18 protein-coding genes are annotated in these 19,509 nt (G+C 65.3%); 2 read left to right on the top strand and 16 right to left on the bottom strand.

Features of this window, described 5'->3' with window-relative positions; all coding sequences use genetic code 11:
- Positions 1-3: 3 nt before the first annotated feature.
- The 13 genes from hflC to ndk all read right to left on the bottom strand — a co-directional run bounded on the left by hflC (position 4) and on the right by ndk (position 13,987).
- Positions 4-906: a protease modulator HflC gene (gene hflC, locus KHP16_RS25315; RefSeq protein ID WP_109580733.1), complete on the bottom strand. Its 903-nt coding sequence runs from the start codon at positions 904-906 to the stop codon at positions 4-6.
- Between the two features lie 12 nt (positions 907-918).
- Positions 919-2,277, bottom strand: coding sequence for an FtsH protease activity modulator HflK (hflK, locus tag KHP16_RS25310; RefSeq protein WP_109580732.1), 1,359 nt, complete (start codon positions 2,275-2,277; stop codon positions 919-921).
- Positions 2,278-2,337: 60 nt separating this feature from the next.
- Positions 2,338-3,549 carry a GTPase HflX gene (gene hflX, locus KHP16_RS25305; protein ID WP_109580731.1) on the bottom strand — a complete coding sequence of 404 codons (1,212 nt, stop codon included), beginning with the start codon at positions 3,547-3,549 and terminating at the stop codon, positions 2,338-2,340.
- Positions 3,550-3,762: 213 nt separating this feature from the next.
- A complete protein-coding gene (hfq, locus tag KHP16_RS25300; RefSeq protein WP_109580730.1) occupies positions 3,763-4,002 on the bottom strand; it encodes an RNA chaperone Hfq in 240 nt (79 codons plus the stop codon).
- Positions 4,003-4,242: 240 nt separating this feature from the next.
- Entirely contained in the window at positions 4,243-5,586 is a 1,344-nt protein-coding gene (der, locus tag KHP16_RS25295; protein ID WP_109580729.1) for a ribosome biogenesis GTPase Der, read from the bottom strand.
- Between the two features lie 281 nt (positions 5,587-5,867).
- Positions 5,868-7,049 carry an outer membrane protein assembly factor BamB gene (gene bamB, locus KHP16_RS25290; protein ID WP_109582620.1) on the bottom strand — a complete coding sequence of 394 codons (1,182 nt, stop codon included), beginning with the start codon at positions 7,047-7,049 and terminating at the stop codon, positions 5,868-5,870.
- A gap of 87 nt (positions 7,050-7,136) precedes the next feature.
- A complete protein-coding gene (locus tag KHP16_RS25285) occupies positions 7,137-7,769 on the bottom strand; it encodes a YfgM family protein (RefSeq protein ID WP_109580728.1) in 633 nt (210 codons plus the stop codon).
- A 24-nt stretch (positions 7,770-7,793) separates the two neighbouring features.
- The gene (gene hisS / locus KHP16_RS25280; protein ID WP_115952493.1) at positions 7,794-9,179 is read right to left on the bottom strand and encodes a histidine--tRNA ligase; all 1,386 of its coding nucleotides are present in this window, start codon (positions 9,177-9,179) and stop codon (positions 7,794-7,796) included.
- Positions 9,180-9,186: 7 nt separating this feature from the next.
- Positions 9,187-10,470 (bottom strand): flavodoxin-dependent (E)-4-hydroxy-3-methylbut-2-enyl-diphosphate synthase, encoded by a 1,284-nt coding sequence (gene ispG, locus KHP16_RS25275; protein WP_109580726.1) that lies wholly within the window; start codon positions 10,468-10,470, stop codon positions 9,187-9,189.
- A gap of 58 nt (positions 10,471-10,528) precedes the next feature.
- Positions 10,529-11,593: a helix-turn-helix domain-containing protein gene (locus tag KHP16_RS25270; protein WP_121490731.1), complete on the bottom strand. Its 1,065-nt coding sequence runs from the start codon at positions 11,591-11,593 to the stop codon at positions 10,529-10,531.
- Positions 11,586-12,365 carry a type IV pilus biogenesis/stability protein PilW gene (gene pilW / locus KHP16_RS25265; RefSeq protein WP_109580724.1) on the bottom strand — a complete coding sequence of 260 codons (780 nt, stop codon included), beginning with the start codon at positions 12,363-12,365 and terminating at the stop codon, positions 11,586-11,588. Before pilW ends, KHP16_RS25270 begins: the two co-directional genes overlap by 8 nt.
- Positions 12,362-13,516, bottom strand: coding sequence for a dual-specificity RNA methyltransferase RlmN (gene rlmN / locus KHP16_RS25260; protein ID WP_211961377.1), 1,155 nt, complete (start codon positions 13,514-13,516; stop codon positions 12,362-12,364). Before rlmN ends, pilW begins: the two co-directional genes overlap by 4 nt.
- 45 nt (positions 13,517-13,561) lie before the next feature.
- Entirely contained in the window at positions 13,562-13,987 is a 426-nt protein-coding gene (ndk, locus tag KHP16_RS25255; protein ID WP_109580722.1) for a nucleoside-diphosphate kinase, read from the bottom strand.
- A gap of 298 nt (positions 13,988-14,285) precedes the next feature.
- Between ndk and KHP16_RS25250 the strand changes: the two genes are divergently transcribed.
- Positions 14,286-14,993, top strand: a complete 708-nt coding sequence (locus KHP16_RS25250) for a Bax inhibitor-1/YccA family protein (protein ID WP_109580721.1) — start codon at positions 14,286-14,288, stop codon at positions 14,991-14,993.
- A 45-nt stretch (positions 14,994-15,038) separates the two neighbouring features.
- Here KHP16_RS25250 and rlmD read toward each other — a convergent pair whose 3' ends face one another.
- Positions 15,039-16,367 carry a 23S rRNA (uracil(1939)-C(5))-methyltransferase RlmD gene (rlmD, locus tag KHP16_RS25245; RefSeq protein ID WP_430392556.1) on the bottom strand — a complete coding sequence of 443 codons (1,329 nt, stop codon included), beginning with the start codon at positions 16,365-16,367 and terminating at the stop codon, positions 15,039-15,041.
- A 235-nt stretch (positions 16,368-16,602) separates the two neighbouring features.
- Between rlmD and KHP16_RS25240 the strand changes: the two genes are divergently transcribed.
- Positions 16,603-17,490, top strand: coding sequence for an endonuclease/exonuclease/phosphatase family protein (locus KHP16_RS25240; RefSeq protein ID WP_211961375.1), 888 nt, complete (start codon positions 16,603-16,605; stop codon positions 17,488-17,490).
- A 4-nt stretch (positions 17,491-17,494) separates the two neighbouring features.
- Here the strand turns inward: KHP16_RS25240 and KHP16_RS25235 are convergent, their stop codons facing one another.
- Together KHP16_RS25235 and rpoS are read right to left on the bottom strand one after the other, a co-directional pair.
- On the bottom strand, positions 17,495-18,337 hold the full coding sequence (locus tag KHP16_RS25235) for a 3'-5' exonuclease (RefSeq protein ID WP_211961374.1): 843 nt from the start codon (positions 18,335-18,337) through the stop codon (positions 17,495-17,497).
- Complete coding sequence (gene rpoS / locus KHP16_RS25230) at positions 18,334-19,503, bottom strand: RNA polymerase sigma factor RpoS (RefSeq protein WP_109580717.1); 1,170 nt, start codon at positions 19,501-19,503, stop codon at positions 18,334-18,336. Before rpoS ends, KHP16_RS25235 begins: the two co-directional genes overlap by 4 nt.
- Positions 19,504-19,509 lie beyond the last annotated feature (6 nt).

Raw genomic sequence — 19,509 nt, 5'->3', positions numbered from 1 at the left:
ACCCTACTTCTTGGCTGGCGCGGGCGCCGGGGCACTGCTGCCGCCGGACGACCGCATGTAGCGGAAGAAGTCGGAGTTCGGTTCCAGCACGATCAGGTCGCGCTTGTCGCGGAACGTGCTGCGGTAGGCTTCCATGCTGCGCCAGAACTGCGCGAAGTTCGGATCGCGGCCAAAGGCGTCGGCATAGATCTGCGAGGACTTTGCATCGCCATCGCCCTTGATGACCTGCGCGTCGCGATAGGCCTCTGCCAGCACGACCTCGCGCTGACGATCGGCATCGGCGCGGATCTTTTCGCCCTCCGCGGCGCCGGTCGACCGCAGCTCGTTGGCCACGCGCTTGCGCTCGGCCTCCATGCGGCGATACACCGATTCGCTGATCGCGGGCAGCAGATCCACGCGCTTCAGGCGAACGTCGAGAATCTCGACGCCTACGCTCTGCGCATACTCGGCCATGCCGGTGCGGATATTCTGCATGACCTTGTCACGCTCGCCCGCCACCACATCGGCGACGGTGCGCTTGCCGAACTCCTCGCGCGCCACGGAGTCGATCCGCTGCGTCATGCGATCCTGCGCGCCGCGCACGTTGCCGCCGAAGGCGACGAAGAACTTGCGCGGATCGACGATGCGCCATTTGACGAACCAGTCCACCACCATGCTCTTCTTCTCGGCGGTCAGAAAGCGCTCGTTGGCGGCGACATCGATGGTCTGCAGGCGGCGGTCCATGAAGACCACGTTCTGCAGCGGCGGCGGCAGCTTGAAGTGCAGGCCCGGCTCGCGCACGACCTGCTTGATCTCGCCGAAGGCGAAGACCACGGCGTACTGGCGCTGATCGACGACGAACAGCATCGACGACGCCACGGCCAGCACGATAAAGATACCAATCGCGAAGGAAATCAGTCGGTTCATGACGTCTCCTTCTTAACGCGAATCGCGGTCGCGGTTGCGCAGCGCTTCGCGCGACCGGATATCCGACGACGTATCGGGCACCGCCGGTGCCGCCGAACCCGAAGCCGCTGCCGGCGACGACGGCACGGTGGCGCCCTGCGTCTGCGACACGAGCTTGTCGAGCGGGAGGTACAGCAGGTTGCTGCCCTGACGCACGTCCACGAGCACCTTGCTCGTGTTGGAGTAGATCTGCTGCATGGTCTCCAGATAGATACGATCGCGCGTCACCTGCGGTGCCTTCGCGTATTCGGCCTGCACGGAGCGGAAGCGCGAGGCATCGCCCTCGGCCTGCGCGACTACGCGCGAACGGTAACCCTCCGCCTCTTCCTTCAGGCGCGCGGCGGTACCTTTGGCGCGCGGGATGATGTCGTTCGCATAGGCCTGGCCTTCGCTGATCGCGCGCTCGCGATCCTGGCTCGCCTTGTTCACGTCATCGAACGCGGCCTGCACCTGCTCGGGCGGCTGCACGCTCTGCACGTTGACGGAGATCACGCGGATACCCGTCTTGTACGCGGTGAGAATCGCCTGGATCGACTTGGCGAGACCCTGCGCGATCTGCTCGCGGTTCTCGTACAGCACCGAATCCATGCGGTTGCGGCCCACGATCTCGCGCACCGACGTCTCGGCGGCCTGCGTCACCAGCTCTTCATCGCCACCGCGGTCGGTCTTGTTGAAAAACAGGTATTCGCTCGCGTCCTGAATGTCGTACTGGACCGTGAACCGGACATCGATGATGTTCTCGTCCTGCGTGAGCATCGACGAGTCCTTGAGGTTCGTGTCCTTGATCGACGTCGCGCGGCCGACCTCGACCGAACGCACGGCCGACAGGTTGACCACCTCGGCCGACTGGATCGGCCACGGCCAGCGCCAGTTGATACCGGGGCCCGCGCTGTACTTGTACTTGCCGAACTGCAGGATCACCGCGGTCTGGCCTTCCTGCACCATGAAGAACCCGCTCGCCAGCCAGATACCGGCGATCGCGGCGATCAGCACGCCCACGCCGATGCCCGAACCCTTGCCCGGGGCGCGCGGGCCGCCGAAGTTCTGGTTGCCGCCGCCGCCATTGTCCTTGCGGCCCAGCAGGCCGTTCAGGCGGCGGTTGAAGTCGCGCCAGAGCTCGTCGAGATCCGGCGGGCCGTCCTGCGGACGCTGGTTCTGCTGGCGATTGTTGTCCTTGTCCTTGTCTTCGTCGTCCTGACCGTTGCGGCCCCAGCGGGGGTCGTTCAGCGAGAAGATGGCACGCAAGCGTTGCCAGCCCGCGCGCAGCGGCGCGTGGGGCTGCCTGGCGCCGGGCGCGTAGCGCGAGTCAGGATTCCGGGAGAACTGGGGCATGAAGTGCACGGGTCCGGGAAGTTGTGAACAGGGGGATTCTAGCAGCCATCTTGATCACATTTACGCAATATCGCCATGATCTTCGCCGTCGACAGGGATGTCGCCGGAAAGTTCGTCGAGTCGCGGGTCGTATTCCGGCGGCATCGGCGGGCGCGAAGCGAGCCACTGGGCCACCTCGACCACGGCTTCCCGCAGGCCGTCGAGGCCCATGCCTTCCCGCGCGGACAGGAACACGCGCGTGGGCACGCCCTCCTCGTCCCGTTCGATGCGCGGGCCGGCCTCGAGCAGTTCAGGGGCCGCGTCGATCTTGTTCATGACGATGATCTGCGGGATGTCCGATGCGTCGATTTCCGCGAGCACGCGGTTCACCTGCTCGATCTGCTCGTGCCGCACGCCGCTCGATGCATCGACGACATGGAGCAGCAGATCGGCGTGCACGGTTTCGTCGAGCGTGGCGCGAAACGCTTCCACGAGCTGTGTCGGCAAATCGCGAATGAATCCGACGGTATCGGACAGCACCACATTACCCAGCCCTTCGAGGAACAGCCGGCGCGACGTCGTATCGAGCGTCGCGAACAACTGGTCGGCCGCATAGGCGCGCGCCTTGGTCAGCGCGTTGAACAGCGTGGACTTGCCCGCGTTCGTATAGCCGACCAGCGAAATGCTCAGCGTCTCGTTGCGGGCGCGGGCGCGGCGTTGCGTACTGTGCTGACGGCGCAGCCGCGCGAGATCCGTCTTGAGCCGCTTGGCGCGGTCGTCGAGCATCCGGCGGTCGAGTTCGAGCTGCCGCTCGCCCGGGCCGCCGCGCATCCCGATACCGCCCTTCTGCCGTTCCAGGTGGCTCCACGCGCGGACCAGGCGCGAGGCCTGGTACTGGACCTGCGCGAGTTCCACCTGCACCTTGCCCACATGGCTCTGCGCGCGCTGCGCGAAGATATCGAGGATCAGGCCCGTGCGGTCGATCACGTGCCGGTTCAGGAAACGCTCGAGGTTCCGCTGCTGCGCGGGGCTCAGCGCGTGGTTGAACACGATCACGTCCGCGTCCAGCGCGTCCGCGGCCTCGCGCAGTTCTTCCGCCTTGCCGGATCCGATGAACAGCGACGGATCGGGGCGCGGACGCTTGCCCGTGAGCGTGTGAACGGGCACGGAGCCGGCGGTCGTCACCAGCAGCGCGAGTTCGGAGAGACTTTCCTGGAAATCATGCTTGCCGAAATCCACGCCGACCAGGATGGCGCGCGACGGCTCGGTATTGGAGGTAGCTTTGGGTTGCAAACGGGATGGACGCGAGGCGTCTAGAGGAGAGATGACCGCCGGGGAGGCGACAGTCGGAGATAGACAGCGCGGAACAGAAGCTTTCGGGCACAGTCGAGCGTGCGACCTGGCTCGGGCTTGCCACCTGGCTCGAGCTTGCGACAAGGCTCGGGCTTTCGGCCAAGGCCATGCGACCGCACCGGAATGCGGCCGCAACGGACAGAATCGTCGGGATTAACCCTCGGAAGCGTCATCCACGCGGAAATTGACCGCACGGGCCGGAACCACGGTGGAGATCGCATGCTTGTACACCATCTGCGTCACCGTATTGCGCAGCAGGACGACGTACTGGTCAAACGACTCGATATTGCCTTGCAGCTTGATGCCATTGACGAGGTAGATGGAAACCGGCACGTGCTCTTTGCGCAGCGCGTTCAGGAACGGGTCTTGTAGCAATTGCCCTTTGTTGCTCATGGCACACTCCAAATTTATAGATTTAGTGATGGATCATGGGGACGGAAGCCCCCGGTTCAAGTCATCGGCACAAGATCGCGCCAAAAAAAGATCAAAGCAAAGATGAAAACGGTACCAGCTTGGCCTCAACACACGCAGGGGGCGAACCCCCTGCTATCCGTGAATTTAGCCGCAGTTCCAAACGAACGCAAACGAATCTTGCCCACGCAGAGAAAGCCGAGCCCCAGGCACCATCGAGGCTCATTCCTTCGAGTCGACGTACGGGTTTTTGTTCGTGCGGAATTCGATTCGAAGCGGGGTGCCTTTGAGCTTGAATGCGGCGCGGAACCGGTTTTCAAGGTAACGGCGATAGGTTTCGGCAACGCCCGACAGCGCATTGCCGTGCACCACGATGATCGGCGGGTTGGACCCGCCCTGGTGCGCGTAACGGAGTTTCGGCCGTGAAGTGCCCACACGCTTCGGCTGCTGGAACTCCACCGCCTCCTCCAGCACGCGCGTCAGTTGCGGCGTCGGCAGCTTGACCATCGCCGCCGCATAAGCATCATCGACCGAACGCAGCAGCGCGCCGATCCCCGTCCGCTCCTTTGCCGACACGAAATGAAAATTGGCGAAGCTCAGGAATTGCAGCTTCCGCTCCAGATCGTGCTTGATGCGGTCACGCGCATGCCCGTCCAGGCCGTCCCACTTGTTCACGCCCACGACCAGCGCGCGGCCGGACTCGACGATGAAGCCGGCGATATGCGCGTCCTGCTCGGAGATGTCCTGCTGCGCGTCGAGCAGCAGCACCACCACGTTGGCATCGGCGATCGACTGCAGCGTCTTGACCACCGAGAACTTCTCGATCGCCTCGAACACCTTGCCGCGCTTGCGCAGGCCCGCGGTGTCGATCAGCGTGTAGGGCTTGCCGCCGCGCTCGAATTCCACGTAGATGGCATCGCGCGTGGTGCCTGGCATGTCGAACGCAATCACGCGCTCTTCGCCGATCAGCGTATTCACGAGCGTGGACTTGCCCACGTTCGGCCGCCCCACGATGGCGATCTTCACGCCGCGCTGGCTGGCGTCATCGGGCTCGGCGAGCTCCGGGCGCTCCTGTACCGCGATGTCGAGCGCCTCGTCGACGAGCTCGCGCACGCCATCGCCGTGTGTCGACGAGATCGCGTACGGGTCGCCCATGCCGAGCTCGTAGAAGTCCGCCGCGACGGACGTGTACTTCATGCCTTCGGCCTTGTTCACGGCCAGCATGATGCGGCGGCCCGTCTTGCGCAGGTAGTCGGCGATGACGCGATCCTGCGGCGCGAGGCCGAGCCGGCCGTCCACGAGGAAGATCACGACGTCCGCCTCGACCACGGCCTGCCGCGTCTGCTTGGCCATCTCGGCCACGATGCCTTCCTTGGCCACGGGCTCGAAGCCGCCGGTGTCGATGACGATGAACGGACGGTCGCCGACGCGGCCCTCGCCGTAATGGCGGTCCCGTGTCAGGCCCGGCAGGTCGGCGACGAGCGCGTCGCGCGAGCGCGTCATCCGATTGAATAGCGTCGACTTGCCCACATTCGGGCGGCCGACGAGTGCGATCACTGGTTTCATGCAATAAACGGAAAATGGGCCGGCACACGCCGTCCCGACTCCGGAGTCATGTTGATCCGACATCCCGCCATGCGCCGATATTGGGCATGGCAGGCAGGTTTCCTGTCGGGCGCACCCGGTCAGACGATGCGGGGCGCCACGGTCCAAACCGCAAAGGCGGGCACGACCGGAATCATGCTACCGGAAATGAGCCCGTCCATGCGACAGGAGCATGGACGGGCATGGGCGAGATCCCATGGCCGCGACCGGGGATGGCCCCGGCTACGGCGTTGGCTTCGATGTCAGTTCGGGACGAAGCCGTAGACGTCGCCGTCGCGCGTCTGTACCACCAGCGTCTGCCCGGCCACCACCGGCGCGGCGCTGATCGCGCTGCCATCGGTCTTCATGCGGGCCACGATCTGGCCATCCTCGCGTGAGAGGAAGTGAACATAACCGTCGTAGTCGCCCACGACGACGGAGCGGCCCAGCGCGGTCGGCGCGCCCAGCGTGCGATAGCGCAGCTGGTCGTTCTTCCAGCGCTCGTTGCCGTTCTGGCGGTCGAAGGCGTACACCGTGGACGACTCGTCGCTGGCGAACAGCGTCGTGTCATCCTGGGCCAGCCCGGTTGGCGACGAGAAATCCTTGCCCCACTGCGGCTGGCCATTCGCCAGTTCGAGGCAGGCAATCCGCCCCTGGAACGTGGTGGCGCACACCTGACGGCCATTGACGGCCGGCTGGCCCGTCACGTCGTTCAGGCGTTCGATTTCGGACACGCCCTTCGGATACGACACCGCCGATTCCCAGCGCAGCACGCCGTTGCCCGGCGCGAGCACGCCAAGCTTGCCGCCCGGGAAGCCCATCACCACGCCGTCGCCGGCAAAGGTCATGCCCATGGCGGCGCGCAGGTTGAGCGGCGTCTGCGAACGCTGGTAGATCCAGCGGCGCTCGCCGGTCTGCGCATCGAGGCCGAGCACGCGCGTATCCGTGGTACGGACGATCACGAGGCCGTTGCCGACCAGCGGCGCGGACAGGACCTCGCCGTTGACCTGCTTCTTCCATACCTGCTTGCCGCTCGCGTCGAACGCGTAGACGACGCCCTTCTCGCCCGCCACGGCGGTGACGTTGCCGTCCGAGCCGGGACCCGAGGTCAGGTCGACATCGGTCCTGGCCTTCCACACCGTGCGGCCGGATGCGCCATCGATCGCCATCACGTTACCGCTGCGCGACGACACGTAGACGTTGTTGCCCGACACCACGGGCGACATCACGTAAGGACCGCTCTTGCCCACGTCCGCGGTCCACGCCTGCTTGACGGACAGCGTCGCGGCCACTGGCTTCAGCTCGGTCGGCGGATGCTTGTTCTCCTTGCCGAACAGCGAGCAGCCGGCCAGGACGCCCAGGCAGGCCCCGGCTGTCAGCGCACGCGCGACATGGCGGGACACACGGCGGGTCGAACGTTGCGCGGCGGCTTGTTGCAATGACATCATGAGAATGCGATCCCTTCCCTTGTTTGACTCGGTTGGCCCGTGCGGCTCGGTTGGCCCGGATGAATTCAGTCTGCTGGCAGCGCGTTACGCGGTGCCCAGCGCGTCAAGCTTGAACTGGATGACCTGGCGCATGCCGGCATCGCCGGCGCCCAGCTTGTCCAGCGCGCGGCGATACGCGGTACGCGCCTCGTCACGCTTGTCCTGCGCGGCGAACAGGTCGCCGCGGCGGTCCGCGTACAACGCCTCGAACGGACCCGGCGGGTCCGTCTTCAGCAGCGCGAGGCCCTGGTCGTAGGCCTTCTCGTCGAGCAGCACACCGGCCAGGCGCACGCGCGCGAGGTGCGCATAGTCGCCGTCGCCATGATCGATCGCCCATTGCAGCTGCGCCTTCGCGCCCGCCAGATCGCCCGCGTCGTACAGCGTCTTCGCCGCGACCATCGCGCTCATCTGGCCATAGGCGGTGCGGCCGAACTTCGACTCGAGGTCCGTGGCGGCGCGCTTCACGCGATCGGCGTCGCGCGCCTCGGCGGCCTTGGTCACCTGCTCGTACAGCAACGCCGCATCGCGTGCCTGCGAACGCTGCCAGTAGTTCCAGCCGCCCCATGCCGCGAACGCGAGCAGGCCCGCGATGAGGATCCACGTAACGATATTGCCGTACTGGTTCCACCAGGCCTTGAGGCTCTCAAGCTGTTCCTGTTCTTCTAGATCGTAAGCCATGTCGAGGCATCACCCGCGTTGTCGTTACTGTTCGTCGTCTTCATCTTCGTCATCGCTCTCGATGGCATTGACCATCCGATCGATCACGAATTCCACGAGACCCTCTGCCGGCACGGATTCCTGCGCGCCGCCGGTGCCCTCCGCACCCGCGCCGCGCAGTTCCTTCACCTGCACCACGCCATTGGCGACTTCGTCGTCGCCAATGATCACCGCGAACGATGCGCCACTGCCGTCCGCGCGCTTCATCTGCGACTTGAAGCTGCCGCTCTTGCCGTCGGGCGTGGCATGCAGCACCACATTGAGGCCCGCATCGCGCAGGCGCTCCGCCGCAATCATCGCCTGCTCGGCTGCCGCCGTGCCCGAGTGCACGACGTACACGTCGCAGCCCTCGACGTCCGGCACGAGCTTCTCCTCGCGCATCAGTTCGATGATCCGCTCGATGCCCATGGCCCAGCCGCACGCGGGCGCGGACTTGCCGCCCATCTGCGCGATCAGCGGATCGTAGCGGCCGCCGCCGGCGATCGTGCCCTGCGCGCCCAGCTTATCCGTCACCCATTCGAACACGGTCAGATTGTAATAATCCAGACCCCGCACGAGACGCGGATTGATCTTGAACGGAATGTTGTTCGCCTTCAGCAGGCGCTGCACGCCGTCGAAGTGCGCCAGCGACTCTTCACCGAGGAAGTCGATGAGCTTCGGCGCGTTGGATGCCATCTCCTGCAGCGCGGGATTCTTCGTGTCGAGCACGCGCAGCGGGTTCGTGTACAGGCGGCGCTTGCCATCCTCGTCGAGGATGTCCTGAAAGCCTTCCAGATACTTGATCAGTTCCTGACGATGCGCGGCACGCTCGTGCGCCTGACCGAGCGAATTGAGCTCGAGGCGCACATTCGTCAGCCCGAGGTCGTCCCACAGGCGCTGGCACATCAGGATGATCTCGGCGTCGACGTCCGGACCGGCAAAGCCGAGCGCTTCCGCGCCCAGCTGATGGAACTGCCGATAACGGCCGCGCTGCGGACGCTCGTGGCGGAACATCGGGCCCGTGTACCACAGGCGCTTGGGGCCGTCGTACAGCAGGTTGTGTTCGATGGTCGCGCGCACCGCCGCCGCCGTGCCTTCCGGACGCAGCGTCAGTTGCTCACCGTTCAGCGAATCGGTGAACGAATACATTTCCTTCTCGACGATGTCCGTGACCTCGCCGATGCCGCGCACGAACAGCTGCGTGTGCTCGACGATCGGCGTGCGGATCTGCTCGTAGCCATACGCGCGCAGCATCGAGCGCGCGGTATTCTCGAACAGCTCCCAGAGCGGCGCGTCGGCGGGCAACATGTCGTTCATGCCCTTGACGCCCTGCAGCGCCCGCACCTTCTCGGCCTTCTCGGTCTTCTCTACCTTCTCGGACTTCTCGGTCATTTCTTCTTTATGCAATGGCGGCACGCACGGCGTTCGGGCCGTAATGCGTGCGCACGTATTCATCCACGATCGCCTGGAATTCCTCGGCGATGCGCTCGCCGCGCAGCGTCTTCACCTTGACGCCGTCCACGAACACCGGCGCCGCCGGCGACTCGCCCGAGCCCGGCAGCGAGATACCGATATTGGCATGCTTGCTCTCGCCGGGACCGTTGACGATGCAGCCCATCACGGCCACGTCCATCTCTTCCACGCCGGGGAACTCGGTCTTCCACACGGGCATCTGCTCGCGCAGATACGACTGGATGCTCGCCGCCAGTTCCTGGAACGTCGTGCTCGTCGTGCGGCCGCAGCCGGGGCATGCGATCACCATCGGCGTGAAATTACGGAGGCCCATGGTCTGCAGGATTTCCTGCCCCACGTAGACTTCCTTCTCGCGCGGCGCGCCGGGTTCCGGCGTCAGCGAGATACGGATCGTGTCGCCGATGCCCTCCTGCAGCAGCACCGACAGCGCGGCCGTCGAGGCCACGATGCCCTTGCTGCCCATGCCCGCTTCGGTCAGGCCCAGATGCAGCGCGTACTCGCAGCGGCGCGCGAGTTCGCGGTACACCGCGATCAGCTCCTGCACCTGCGAGACCTTGCACGACAGGATGATCTGGTTGCCCGGCAGGCCGATTTCCTCGGCCTTGCGCGCGGACTCGATCGCGGACGTGATCAGCGCTTCCACCATCACGCTCTGCGCGGCCCACGGCTGCGCGCGTTGCGCGTTCTCGTCCATGATGCGCGCGAGCAGGTCCTGGTCCAGGCTGCCCCAGTTCACGCCGATACGCACCGGCTTGTTGTAGCGGCACGCCATCTCGATCATCTGCGCGAACTGCGTGTCGCGCTTGGCGCCCTTGCCCACGTTGCCGGGGTTGATGCGGTACTTGGACAGCGCCTCCGCGCACGCGGGATAGTCGTGCAGCAGCGTATGGCCGTTGTAGTGGAAGTCCCCGACCAGCGGCACGTCGACGCCCATGCGGTCGAGCTGCTCGCGGATGGCCGGCACCGCCGCCGCGGCCTCGGGCGTGTTCACCGTGATGCGGACGATCTCGGAACCCGCGCGCGCGAGTTCCTTGATCTGGATGGCCGTGCCAATCGTGTCGACCGTGTCGGTATTGGTCATCGACTGGATGCGCACGGGTGCGCCGCCGCCGATCAGCACGACATTATCGCCCCACACGACGCGCGCCTGACGCGACTGCCGGCGCGGCAACGGGCCCGGCAGGACGGGCTGGAAAGCCTCTTGATTCATTGCATTACCACCTTGCATGCTTGACGGTTTGCAGGGACCGCGCTTGTTGTGGCCGTGCTTACGGTAACGTCAGCCGCGCCACGTTGTTGCGATCCGCGCTCTTGAAATCCACGGGTGCGCCGTTACGGCGCAGCGATTCGACACCCTTCACGTTGCCGATCACGACCTTGTACGGCGCGGCACCGCCGCCGGTCACCACGTCGCCAGCCTTGGCGGTGCCACCCAGCACCACCTTGCCATTGCGATCGCGGACCTCGTACCAGGTATCGGCAGAGAAACGCAGTTCGACGTCGCCACCGGCGGCCGCGCTCGCCGCGGTTGCTGCCGGTGCACCGGGCACCGCCGCCGCGGGCGCGGCGGGCGCCTCGGTCGCACCCGGCGTGAGCGCGCCGCCGGTCGCCAGGGGCATGCCGCTGGCGGTCGTCGCATTCGATGCGGTCGTTGCGGCGTTCGTTGCCGGCGCCGTGCCCGCGGGCGCCTCCGAAGGCGCCGGCGAATCGTTGCCCGTCATCACGGGCGGCAGCGTCGCCGTCACGGTGCCGTCGCTGCTCGTCTGCTGCGCGGCATCGTCAGCGGCGGCGGTCTCGGCGGCATGCTCGCTGTGCTGCGCGCGCGCCTCGATCCACGCCTTGAAATGATCGAAGCCGAACCACCCGCCCGCGCCGAGCACGGCGACGACGAAGAACAGCCAGATCCAGCGGCCGCCGTTCCCCGTCGAGCTGCCCGAACCGAAGCGGCTGCCCGAGCCGAAACGATTGCGGTCGTCGAACGTCTGGTTCAGCGAGCCCTCGTGCCGGCGCGTGATCTCCGCCACGGGCGCGGCCTGCGCCTGGGCGTGATAACGGCCCAGCAGCGGGTCGATATCGATATGGAGCGTCCGGGCATACGCGCGCATCACGCCCTTGGCGAATGTCACGTCCGGCAGGCTGGACACGTTACCCGACTCGATCGCCGCGAGCTTCGGCGCCGCCACCTTGAGCCGCGCGCTCACGTCCTCGAGCGACAAGCGCTGCGCCTCCCGACCCTCCTTGAGCTGTGCGCCGATCTGGCGCGCCACCGCGTCACGATCGGTCTCCACCACGCCCGAAGCAGCCTGGCTCTCGGCACGCTCCTGTTCACTCATCCCATGCTCCTTGTTCGAAGGCGGTCAGCTCTCGCGATTCCGGAAACCGGCTGCGCAATTGCGCCACGAGCGCGCTCTGCGTCGAGGCATCGCCGCGCCGGTGTGCAATGCGCAAGCCGAGCCACAGCGATTGCGCGCTCGGCGTCCGGCCGTTGTTGACACGCCCGATATATTGTTGGGCCTGGACAAGGTCACCCCGGCGGTAATAAACCAGCGCCAGATTGGTGATTGCCGCCTGGTTGTTGCGGTCGTAGCCGAGCGCGCGCAGCAGCGTCTTCTCGGCGGCCTCGCTGTCGCCGGTGCGGAGTTCGCACACACCGAGGCTGATCAGCGGCTTGACGGGTCCGGTCACCGACGGGGCCTCGACCGCGCGGCGCAGGATCGGCAGACCCTCGCCCGACCGGTTGTTCTGGCACAGGAACCAGCCGTAGTTGTTCAGCACGTCGGCGTCGTTCGGACGCATCGAGAGCGCGGTACGGAAGCTGTCCTCGGCCAGCGCGCGCTCGTTCATGCCCTGATAGGCCAGCGCGCGCATGTGGTACGCGTCGACCATCGTCGGATCGATCGAGATCGCCTGCTTGCTTTCGTCGAGCGCGACGGAATATTGCCCGGCCTCGAGGTAGCCCATCGCCAGTTGCAGGCGGATCATGGCCCGGCGACTGACGTCGGTCTGGTCGGAGGCGGTCGGGATGCCCTGCGGCGGCTGCTTCGGCAGCGTGCAGGCGGACAACATCACCAGCCCGAACAGGGCCGCGACAATCAGACGCATCATGCGGGGCGAGCCTCCCGAGCTTTGCCGGCCGCCGTGACCGGCACCAATGGCACGATCTTGCCGAACTTGCCGCGCTCGGCCAGACGGGTACGATCCATGACCTCGCCGGCCAGCTGGCCGCACGCGGCGTCGATGTCGTCGCCACGGGTCTTGCGGATCGTTGTGACGATCCCCGCGTCCATCAGCACCTGGGCGAAGCGGCGGATCTGCTCGTTGTTCGAGCGCTTCAGCCCCGATTCCGGGAACGGGTTGAACGGAATCAGGTTGAACTTGCACGGCACGTCGGCCACAAGCTTCAGCAGTTCCCGCGCATGCTCGACGCCATCGTTGACGCCATCGAGCATGCAGTATTCGAAGGTAATGAAATCGCGCGGCGCGAACTCGAGGTAGCGGCGGCATGCCGCCATCAGCTCGGCCAGCGGGTACTTCTTGTTCAGCGGCACGAGCATGTCGCGCAGCGGATCGTTCGAGGCGTGCAGCGACACCGCGAGCGCCACGGGAAGATCCTTCGACAGCCGGTCCATCATCGGCACGACGCCGGACGTGGACACCGTCACGCGGCGGCGCGAGAGGCCGTACGCGTTGTCGTCGAGCATCAGCCGCAGGGCCGGCACGACCTGGTCGTAATTGAGTAGCGGTTCGCCCATGCCCATCATCACGACATTCGAGATCACGCGGTCATCCTTGGGACCACGGCCCAGGTGCTCGCGCATCGCGAATTCGGCCATCCAGAGCTGGCCGATGATCTCGCCGGTAGTGAGGTTCCGCGAGAACCCCTGCTTGCCCGTCGAGCAAAAACGGCAATTCACCGCGCAGCCCGCCTGCGAGGAGATGCACAGCGTACCGCGCGTTTCCTCGGGGATATACACGGTTTCCACCGCGTTGCCGGCGCCGACATCGACGAGCCACTTGCGCGTACCGTCGGTCGACACGTTGTCGGCGATGATGGAGGGCGCCCGGATCTCGGCCCGCGTCGCGAGCTTTTCGCGCAGCGACTTGGCGAGATCCGACATGGTGTCGAAGCGGCTGGCACCGAACTGGTGGATCCAGCGCTGCAACTGGCGCGCACGGAACGGCTTCTCGCCGAGCTCGCCGCAATAAGCGGTGAGCGCGTCCGCATCCAGATCGAGCAGATTGACGAGATCGTTCATGACTTCAGTTCCAGCGTGGGTTCAGCGCGATGTCAGCAGTGACAATCAGCGGCTGTAAACGTTCAGGCCAGCGAAGAAGAATGCCACTTCGACGGCTGCGGTTTCCGCACCGTCCGAACCGTGCACGGCGTTCGCGTCGATGCTGTCGGCGAAGTCGGCGCGGATCGTGCCCTTGTCGGCCTTCTTCGGGTCCGTGGCGCCCATCAGCTCACGGTTCTTGGCGATTGCGTTCTCGCCTTCCAGTGCCTGGATCATGACCGGGCCCGAGACCATGAAGTCCACGAGGTCCTTGAAGAACGGGCGCTCCTTGTGCACAGCGTAGAACTGCTCGGCTTCGGCGCGGGACAGCTGAACCAGCTTGGCGGCAACGATCTTGAGGCCGGCGGCCTCGAAACGGGCGTAGATCTGGCCGATAACGTTCTTGGCCACGGCATCCGGCTTGATAATCGACAGGGTGCGTTCGATCGCCATGAAAAACTCCGAAAAATGAAGGGGTTACTAAAGGAATAAACGTGCAATTCTAGCACGAGACAATGACGGATTCGAGCGGGGGCAACCGGGGTTGCACTGTGACCGCGTGTCATCCTTTCCGCGCCCCAAAGTGTGATATAAAAAGCACAATTCGGGCGCAAAAGAACACCAGAAGAACGCGAACATTACATTGGCGTAATACTTGGCGGCCGGCCCTTGCAATTCAACTGACGCGGTGCGACATTCAACCTGTGCCGCGCCGGGGCCACCCGGCCACACCATTCAGACAGGAGTCACCATGAACGAAAGGCTCGATACTTATAGCTTCGGCAACAGCGCCTCGGGCGCCAATGCCGCGGTCGCGCGCAACCGGGTCCTGCGCAATACTTACTGGCTGCTTGCATTGTCGATGGTACCGACAGTGCTCGGCGCCTGGCTGGGCGTCGCGATGGGCGGTTTCACGCTGATCGCGGGCAGCCCGGGCATCTCCGCCATCCTGTTCATCGCCGTGATGTTCGGCTTCTTCTTCGCCATCGAAAAGACGAAGAACAGCGGCATGGGCGTGGTACTGCTGCTCGCCTTCACATTCGTGATGGGCCTGTGGCTGTCCAACCTGATCGGCGTGACGCTGCGATTCTCGAACGGTCCCGCGCTGATCATGTACGCGTTCGGCGGCACCGCCGCGGTCTTCGCGACGATGGCCACGATCGCCACGACCAGCAAGCGCGATTTTTCGGGCATGACCAAGTTCCTGATGGTCGGCGTGATCATGCTGATCCTCGCCTCCATCGCGAACATCTGGCTGCACCTGCCGGCGCTGATGATCACCGTGTCGCTGATCGCGATCGCGATCTTCTCGGCGTTCATCCTGATCGACGTCCAGCGCGTCGTGAACGGCGGCGAAACGAACTACGTGACGGCCACGCTCGCGATCTACCTCGACGTGTACAACGTGTTCGTGAACCTGCTGGCCCTGCTGGGCATCTTCGGCGGCAACCGCGACTGACGACGCTTCGGCGTCAAAAAAAACCGGCCTTCGGGCCGGTTTTTTTTATGCGCGATCGAAAACCGCGATCGACTCCACGTGCGAGGTATGCGGGAACATGTTCACCACCCCCGCTCCGCTCAACGTGTAGCCCGCCTCGTGCACAAGCAGCCCGGCATCGCGCGCCAGCGTGGCCGGATTGCACGACACATACACGATGCGCTTCGGCAGCACGTCGCTGCCCTGCTGATGCAGTTCGGCCAGCGCCTTGCTCACCGCCAGCGCCCCTTCGCGCGGGGGATCCACGAGCCAGCGGTCGAAGCGGCCCAGCTGGGCGATATCTTCCGCGGTGACCTCGAACAGGTTCCGGCACGCGAACGACGTCTTGTGCGCGAGTCCGTTGTACTCCGCATTGGCCAGCGCGCGCGTGGTCAGCGCCTCGCTGCCCTCGATGCCCATGACGGACGTGCCCTGCGTGGCCAGCGGCAGCGTGAAGTTGCCGATGCCGCAGAACAGATCCAGCAGGCGATCGGAGGGCTGCGCATCGAGCAGGCGCAGCGCGCGGCCGATCAGCACGCGGTTGATCTGATGGTTGACCTGCGTGAAGTCCGTCGGCTTGAACGGCATACGGATGCCGAACTCGGGCAGCGTGTAGGCGAGCTCGCGGTCCGTCGGGTGAAACACATGCACCGTGTCCGGGCCCTTCGGCTGAAGCCAGAACTGCACGTTGTGCCGGTCCGCGAAGGCGCGCAGCAGGTCCTTGTCCGCATCGGTCAGCGGTTCGAGGATCCGCAGCACGAGCGCGGTCACGTCCTGACCCACGGCCAGTTCGATCTGCGGCATGCGATCGCGAATCGAGAGCGCGGACACGAGATCGCGCAGCGGCATCAACAATGCTGACACATGCGGCGGCAATACTTCGCAGGACGACATGTCCGCTACGTAGCTGCTCTTGCGCTCATGGAAACCAACGAGCACCCCGCCCTTCTTGGCCACATACCGCACCGTCAGGCGCGCGCGATAGCGATAGCCCCAATCGGGGCCAGCAATCGGGCGGAACACGACGTCGGCGCGCACCTTGGACAGGTGCCACAGGTTGTCTTCGAGAATCCGCTGCTTGATCGCGATCTGCGCGCGCGAGTCCAGATGCTGCATCGAGCAGCCGCCGCACACGCCGAAATGCTTGCAGCCCGGCGTGACACGCATCACGGACGGCTGCCTGATCTCGACGAGCGAGGCCTGCTCGTAGCTCGGCTTGCGCTTGAAGCTGCGGTAGCTCACCGTTTCGCCGGGCAGCGCGCCTTCGACAAAGATGACTTTGCCGGGGGTGCCATCCTCGTTGACGAGGCGGCCCACGCCGCGCGCTTCCATGTCGAGGCTGTCGATCACCACCACGGGCTCGCTCCGTGGGGCAACGTTCTGGTTGCCCCTGGCGGCGGGGGTTGCGGATGGGGATGCGGCGGACGCGGCACCTGACGGCGCGTTGTCGGCCGGCTGGACCTGTTCGGGCTGGACGGACACGGATTGGGACACCTGCGGGGACCTGGCGTATTGTTTTGCGAAAGCGCGATTGTAGTCCAGTCGCGGCGCGCGAACGACACTGGACGAGGCATTGGAGGGAGATGGCGGGATGGAACTACTGAATTGGAACGTGCAATGGGGCCGCGGCGCGGATGGCAGGGTCGATCTGGCGCGCACGGTGGCCACGCTGCGCGAGATGGCCGATGCCGACGTGATCTGCCTGCAGGAAATCACGCGCGGGTTCACCGACATGGCCGGTGGACCGCAGCCCGATCAGGTGGCGGAACTCGCCGCGCTGCTGCCCGGCTATCGCATCCTGTTCGCGCCGGGCGTGGACCGCTTTGGCAACGATGGCGCGCCGCGGCAGTTCGGCAATGTCATCGCCACGCGACTGCCCGTGCGCGAGGTCTTCCGGCACGCGCTGCCGTGGCCCGCGGACCCAGGCGTGCCGTCGATGCCGCGCGTCGCGCTCGAGGTCACGGTCGAGGCGGGCTTGCCGAACGCGCCCTATCCTGTGCGCGTCATCACGACTCACCTCGAGTACTACTCGGCCTTGCAGCGCGCGGCGCAGGCCGAGGCGCTGCGCGGGTGGCATGCGGAAGCGTGCGCGCATGCGCGGCAGCCCGGCCGCAACGAGAAAGGACCGGGGCCGTTCATGCCCGAGCCGCGCCCCACGCGGGCGATTCTCTGCGGAGACTTCAACAGCAAGGTGGATGATGTGGCCTACCGCCGCATGCTCGAGCCCTATGCGGACGACAACGACGCCAATGGCGCGACGAACTGGGTCGATGCCTGGGTGCATGCGCATCCGGGTCAGCCGCATGCGCCGACCTGCGCGCTATACGATCGCGAGCAATGGAACGAACCGCCTTTCGCATGCGACTTCGTGTTCGTGACAGAAGATCTGCGGGATGCGGTGAGGCGTTGCGAGGTGAATGGCGATACGCCAAACTCGGACCATCAGCCGATTCACCTGAGCGTGGATATCCAGCGATAGACGGTCAGAACGAATCTTCGTCCTCGGCCTCTTCGGTCAGCGGACGCAGCTGGAACGCGCGGAGGTATTCCATCCACTGCTCGCCCGGCAGCTCCGCGAGCGACTCCTGCACGAAGGCGACTTCGCGGTCGAACTCGCGCGGGGACAGGCCGCCGCGCATCAGCTGGAAGCGGCAATACACGAGGTAGGTGTTGACGACGTCCGTCTCGCAGTACGCGCGAATCGCGTCGAGCTGGCCGCCCTGATAGGCCTCCCACACCTTGCTGCCGTCCATGCCGAGCTTGCCCGGGAAACCGCACAGCTTGGCGAGGTCGTCCAGCGGCGCGCTCGCGCGCGGCTGATACATCGCCAGCAGATCCATCAGGTCCAGATGCCGCATGTGATAGCGGCTGATGTAGTTGTTCCACTTGAAGTCGCGGCTATCGTCGTCGCGGCCTTCGCCCATCTCCCAATAGCGCGGGGCGGCCACGCCGTTGACGAGGCCGCGATAGTGCAGCACGGGCAGATCGAAACCGCCACCGTTCCACGACACGAGCTGCGGGCTGTAGCGCGCAATGAGTTCGTAGAACTTCTGGATCAGCGTGGCTTCGGTGTCCGCGACCGTACCGAGCGAGCCCACGTGGAAGCTTGCCGAGCCGTCACGCTGCGTGCGGCGCAGCACGCAGGAAATCGCGGCGACGCGCTGCAAATGATGCGGCAGGAAGTCGGCGCCGGTCTTCTCCCGGCGGGCGGCAAACGCATGCTCGGCGACTTCGGCGTCGCTCATCGATGCGGGATGGTCATGCAAACGGCGCAGGCCGGCGACATCGGGAATGGTCTCGATGTCGAATACCAGCACAGGGGTCATAAAACGGCGTCCTTGCGTACACCTTGCGAGGCGAAATGCCGCTTGAGCTTGACCAGCGCTTCCTGCTGGATCTGGCGCACGCGTTCGCGCGTCAGACCCATTTCCTCGGCCAGCTCTTCGAGCGTGGCCGGCTCGATGTGGTTGAGGCCGAAACGGCGCTCCACCACATAGCGATGCTTCTCCGACAGACGGGCCAGCCAGAGCTTCATCAGGTTTTCCAGCTCGCGGTGAGCGACCTCCTGATCCGGCGCGGCATTGTGCTCGTCGGAGAGGAAGTCCAGCAGGCTCGAGCCCGGGTCGAGATCGAACGGCGTATCGAGCGAGGTGGTATGTTCGTTGAGTGCCAGCACGTCCTGCACCTCGTCCGGCGTCTTGCCGAGGAGATGCGCGATGTCCTCGAGACTCGCGTCGCGGCCATCGGTGCCACCCTTCTCGAGGTGGCGCTTGGCGCGCAGGACCTGATTCAGTTCGCGAATCACGTGCACGGGCAGGCGGACCGTGCGCGCCTGGTTCATGATGGCGCGCTCGATGCTCTGACGGATCCACCATGTGGCATACGTCGAAAAACGGAAGCCACGCGACGGATCGAATTTTTCGATCGCATGCATCAGGCCAAGGTTGCCTTCCTCGATCAGGTCGAGCAGCGGCACACCGCGATTGAGATAGCCCTTCGCGATGCTGACCACGAGACGCAGGTTGCGCTCGATCATGACCTGGCGCGCGGAGAAGTCGCCTTCCTTCGCGAGCGTCGAGAAATGCAGCTCTTCCGGTGCGGAGAGCAGCGGCTTGATGCTGATGCGATTGAGATAGTGCTGGACCGTGTCGGCGGCGAGTTCGGTATGCAGGACCGTCTTGAAGTCGTCGGGTTCGGCGGCGGGTTCGGCCCCGCCCTCTTCATCCTCGTCTTCCTCGTCCTCGTCGTCGTCCTCTTCGGCCACCGGCTCCTCACGGAGGCCCGCGCGCGCTACCGCGGTAATCGGCTCGTCGGTCGCGGGCACCATTTCGGCGGCAGGATCGCCGTCGAACATCTCAGGGTCGATCGCGGCGACTACGCCTTCGCCGACGGCGTCGTCAGCCTGCGTCGCCACGCCAGCCTTTCCGTCCGGCTGCTTGGGACGACGGGTCCTGCTGACAACTCCGGATGAAACAGTTTTCTGGCGTGGCATGAAACC

Origin of the sequence: Cupriavidus plantarum (genome assembly GCF_905397285.1) — a bacterium.
GTDB classification, from domain to species: Bacteria; Pseudomonadota; Gammaproteobacteria; order Burkholderiales; family Burkholderiaceae; genus Cupriavidus; species Cupriavidus plantarum.
Note: the sequence above shows the minus strand (reverse complement) of the source record. Positions and strands in the feature narration are given on the sequence as shown.

Bases quoted from the DNA above. Each gene is read 5' to 3' on its own strand.
- KHP16_RS25285 (WP_109580728.1), bottom strand. From the start codon at position 7,769: ATGGCTTACGATCTAGAAGAACAGGAACAGCTTGAGAGCCTCAAGGCC.
- rpoS (WP_109580717.1), bottom strand. From the start codon at position 19,503: ATGCCACGCCAGAAAACTGTTTCATCCGGAGTTGTCAGCAGGACCCGT.
- bamB (WP_109582620.1), bottom strand. From the start codon at position 7,049: ATGTCATTGCAACAAGCCGCCGCGCAACGTTCGACCCGCCGTGTGTCC.
- rlmN (WP_211961377.1), bottom strand. From the start codon at position 13,516: ATGAACGATCTCGTCAATCTGCTCGATCTGGATGCGGACGCGCTCACC.
- KHP16_RS25240 (WP_211961375.1), top strand. From the start codon at position 16,603: ATGGAACTACTGAATTGGAACGTGCAATGGGGCCGCGGCGCGGATGGC.
- KHP16_RS25235 (WP_211961374.1), bottom strand. From the start codon at position 18,337: ATGACCCCTGTGCTGGTATTCGACATCGAGACCATTCCCGATGTCGCC.
- der (WP_109580729.1), bottom strand. From the start codon at position 5,586: ATGAAACCAGTGATCGCACTCGTCGGCCGCCCGAATGTGGGCAAGTCG.
- hflC (WP_109580733.1), bottom strand. From the start codon at position 906: ATGAACCGACTGATTTCCTTCGCGATTGGTATCTTTATCGTGCTGGCC.
- hisS (WP_115952493.1), bottom strand. From the start codon at position 9,179: ATGACCGAGAAGTCCGAGAAGGTAGAGAAGACCGAGAAGGCCGAGAAG.
- KHP16_RS25270 (WP_121490731.1), bottom strand. From the start codon at position 11,593: ATGAGTGAACAGGAGCGTGCCGAGAGCCAGGCTGCTTCGGGCGTGGTG.
- hfq (WP_109580730.1), bottom strand. From the start codon at position 4,002: ATGAGCAACAAAGGGCAATTGCTACAAGACCCGTTCCTGAACGCGCTG.
- pilW (WP_109580724.1), bottom strand. From the start codon at position 12,365: ATGATGCGTCTGATTGTCGCGGCCCTGTTCGGGCTGGTGATGTTGTCC.
- ispG (WP_109580726.1), bottom strand. From the start codon at position 10,470: ATGAATCAAGAGGCTTTCCAGCCCGTCCTGCCGGGCCCGTTGCCGCGC.
- ndk (WP_109580722.1), bottom strand. From the start codon at position 13,987: ATGGCGATCGAACGCACCCTGTCGATTATCAAGCCGGATGCCGTGGCC.
- KHP16_RS25250 (WP_109580721.1), top strand. From the start codon at position 14,286: ATGAACGAAAGGCTCGATACTTATAGCTTCGGCAACAGCGCCTCGGGC.
- hflK (WP_109580732.1), bottom strand. From the start codon at position 2,277: ATGCCCCAGTTCTCCCGGAATCCTGACTCGCGCTACGCGCCCGGCGCC.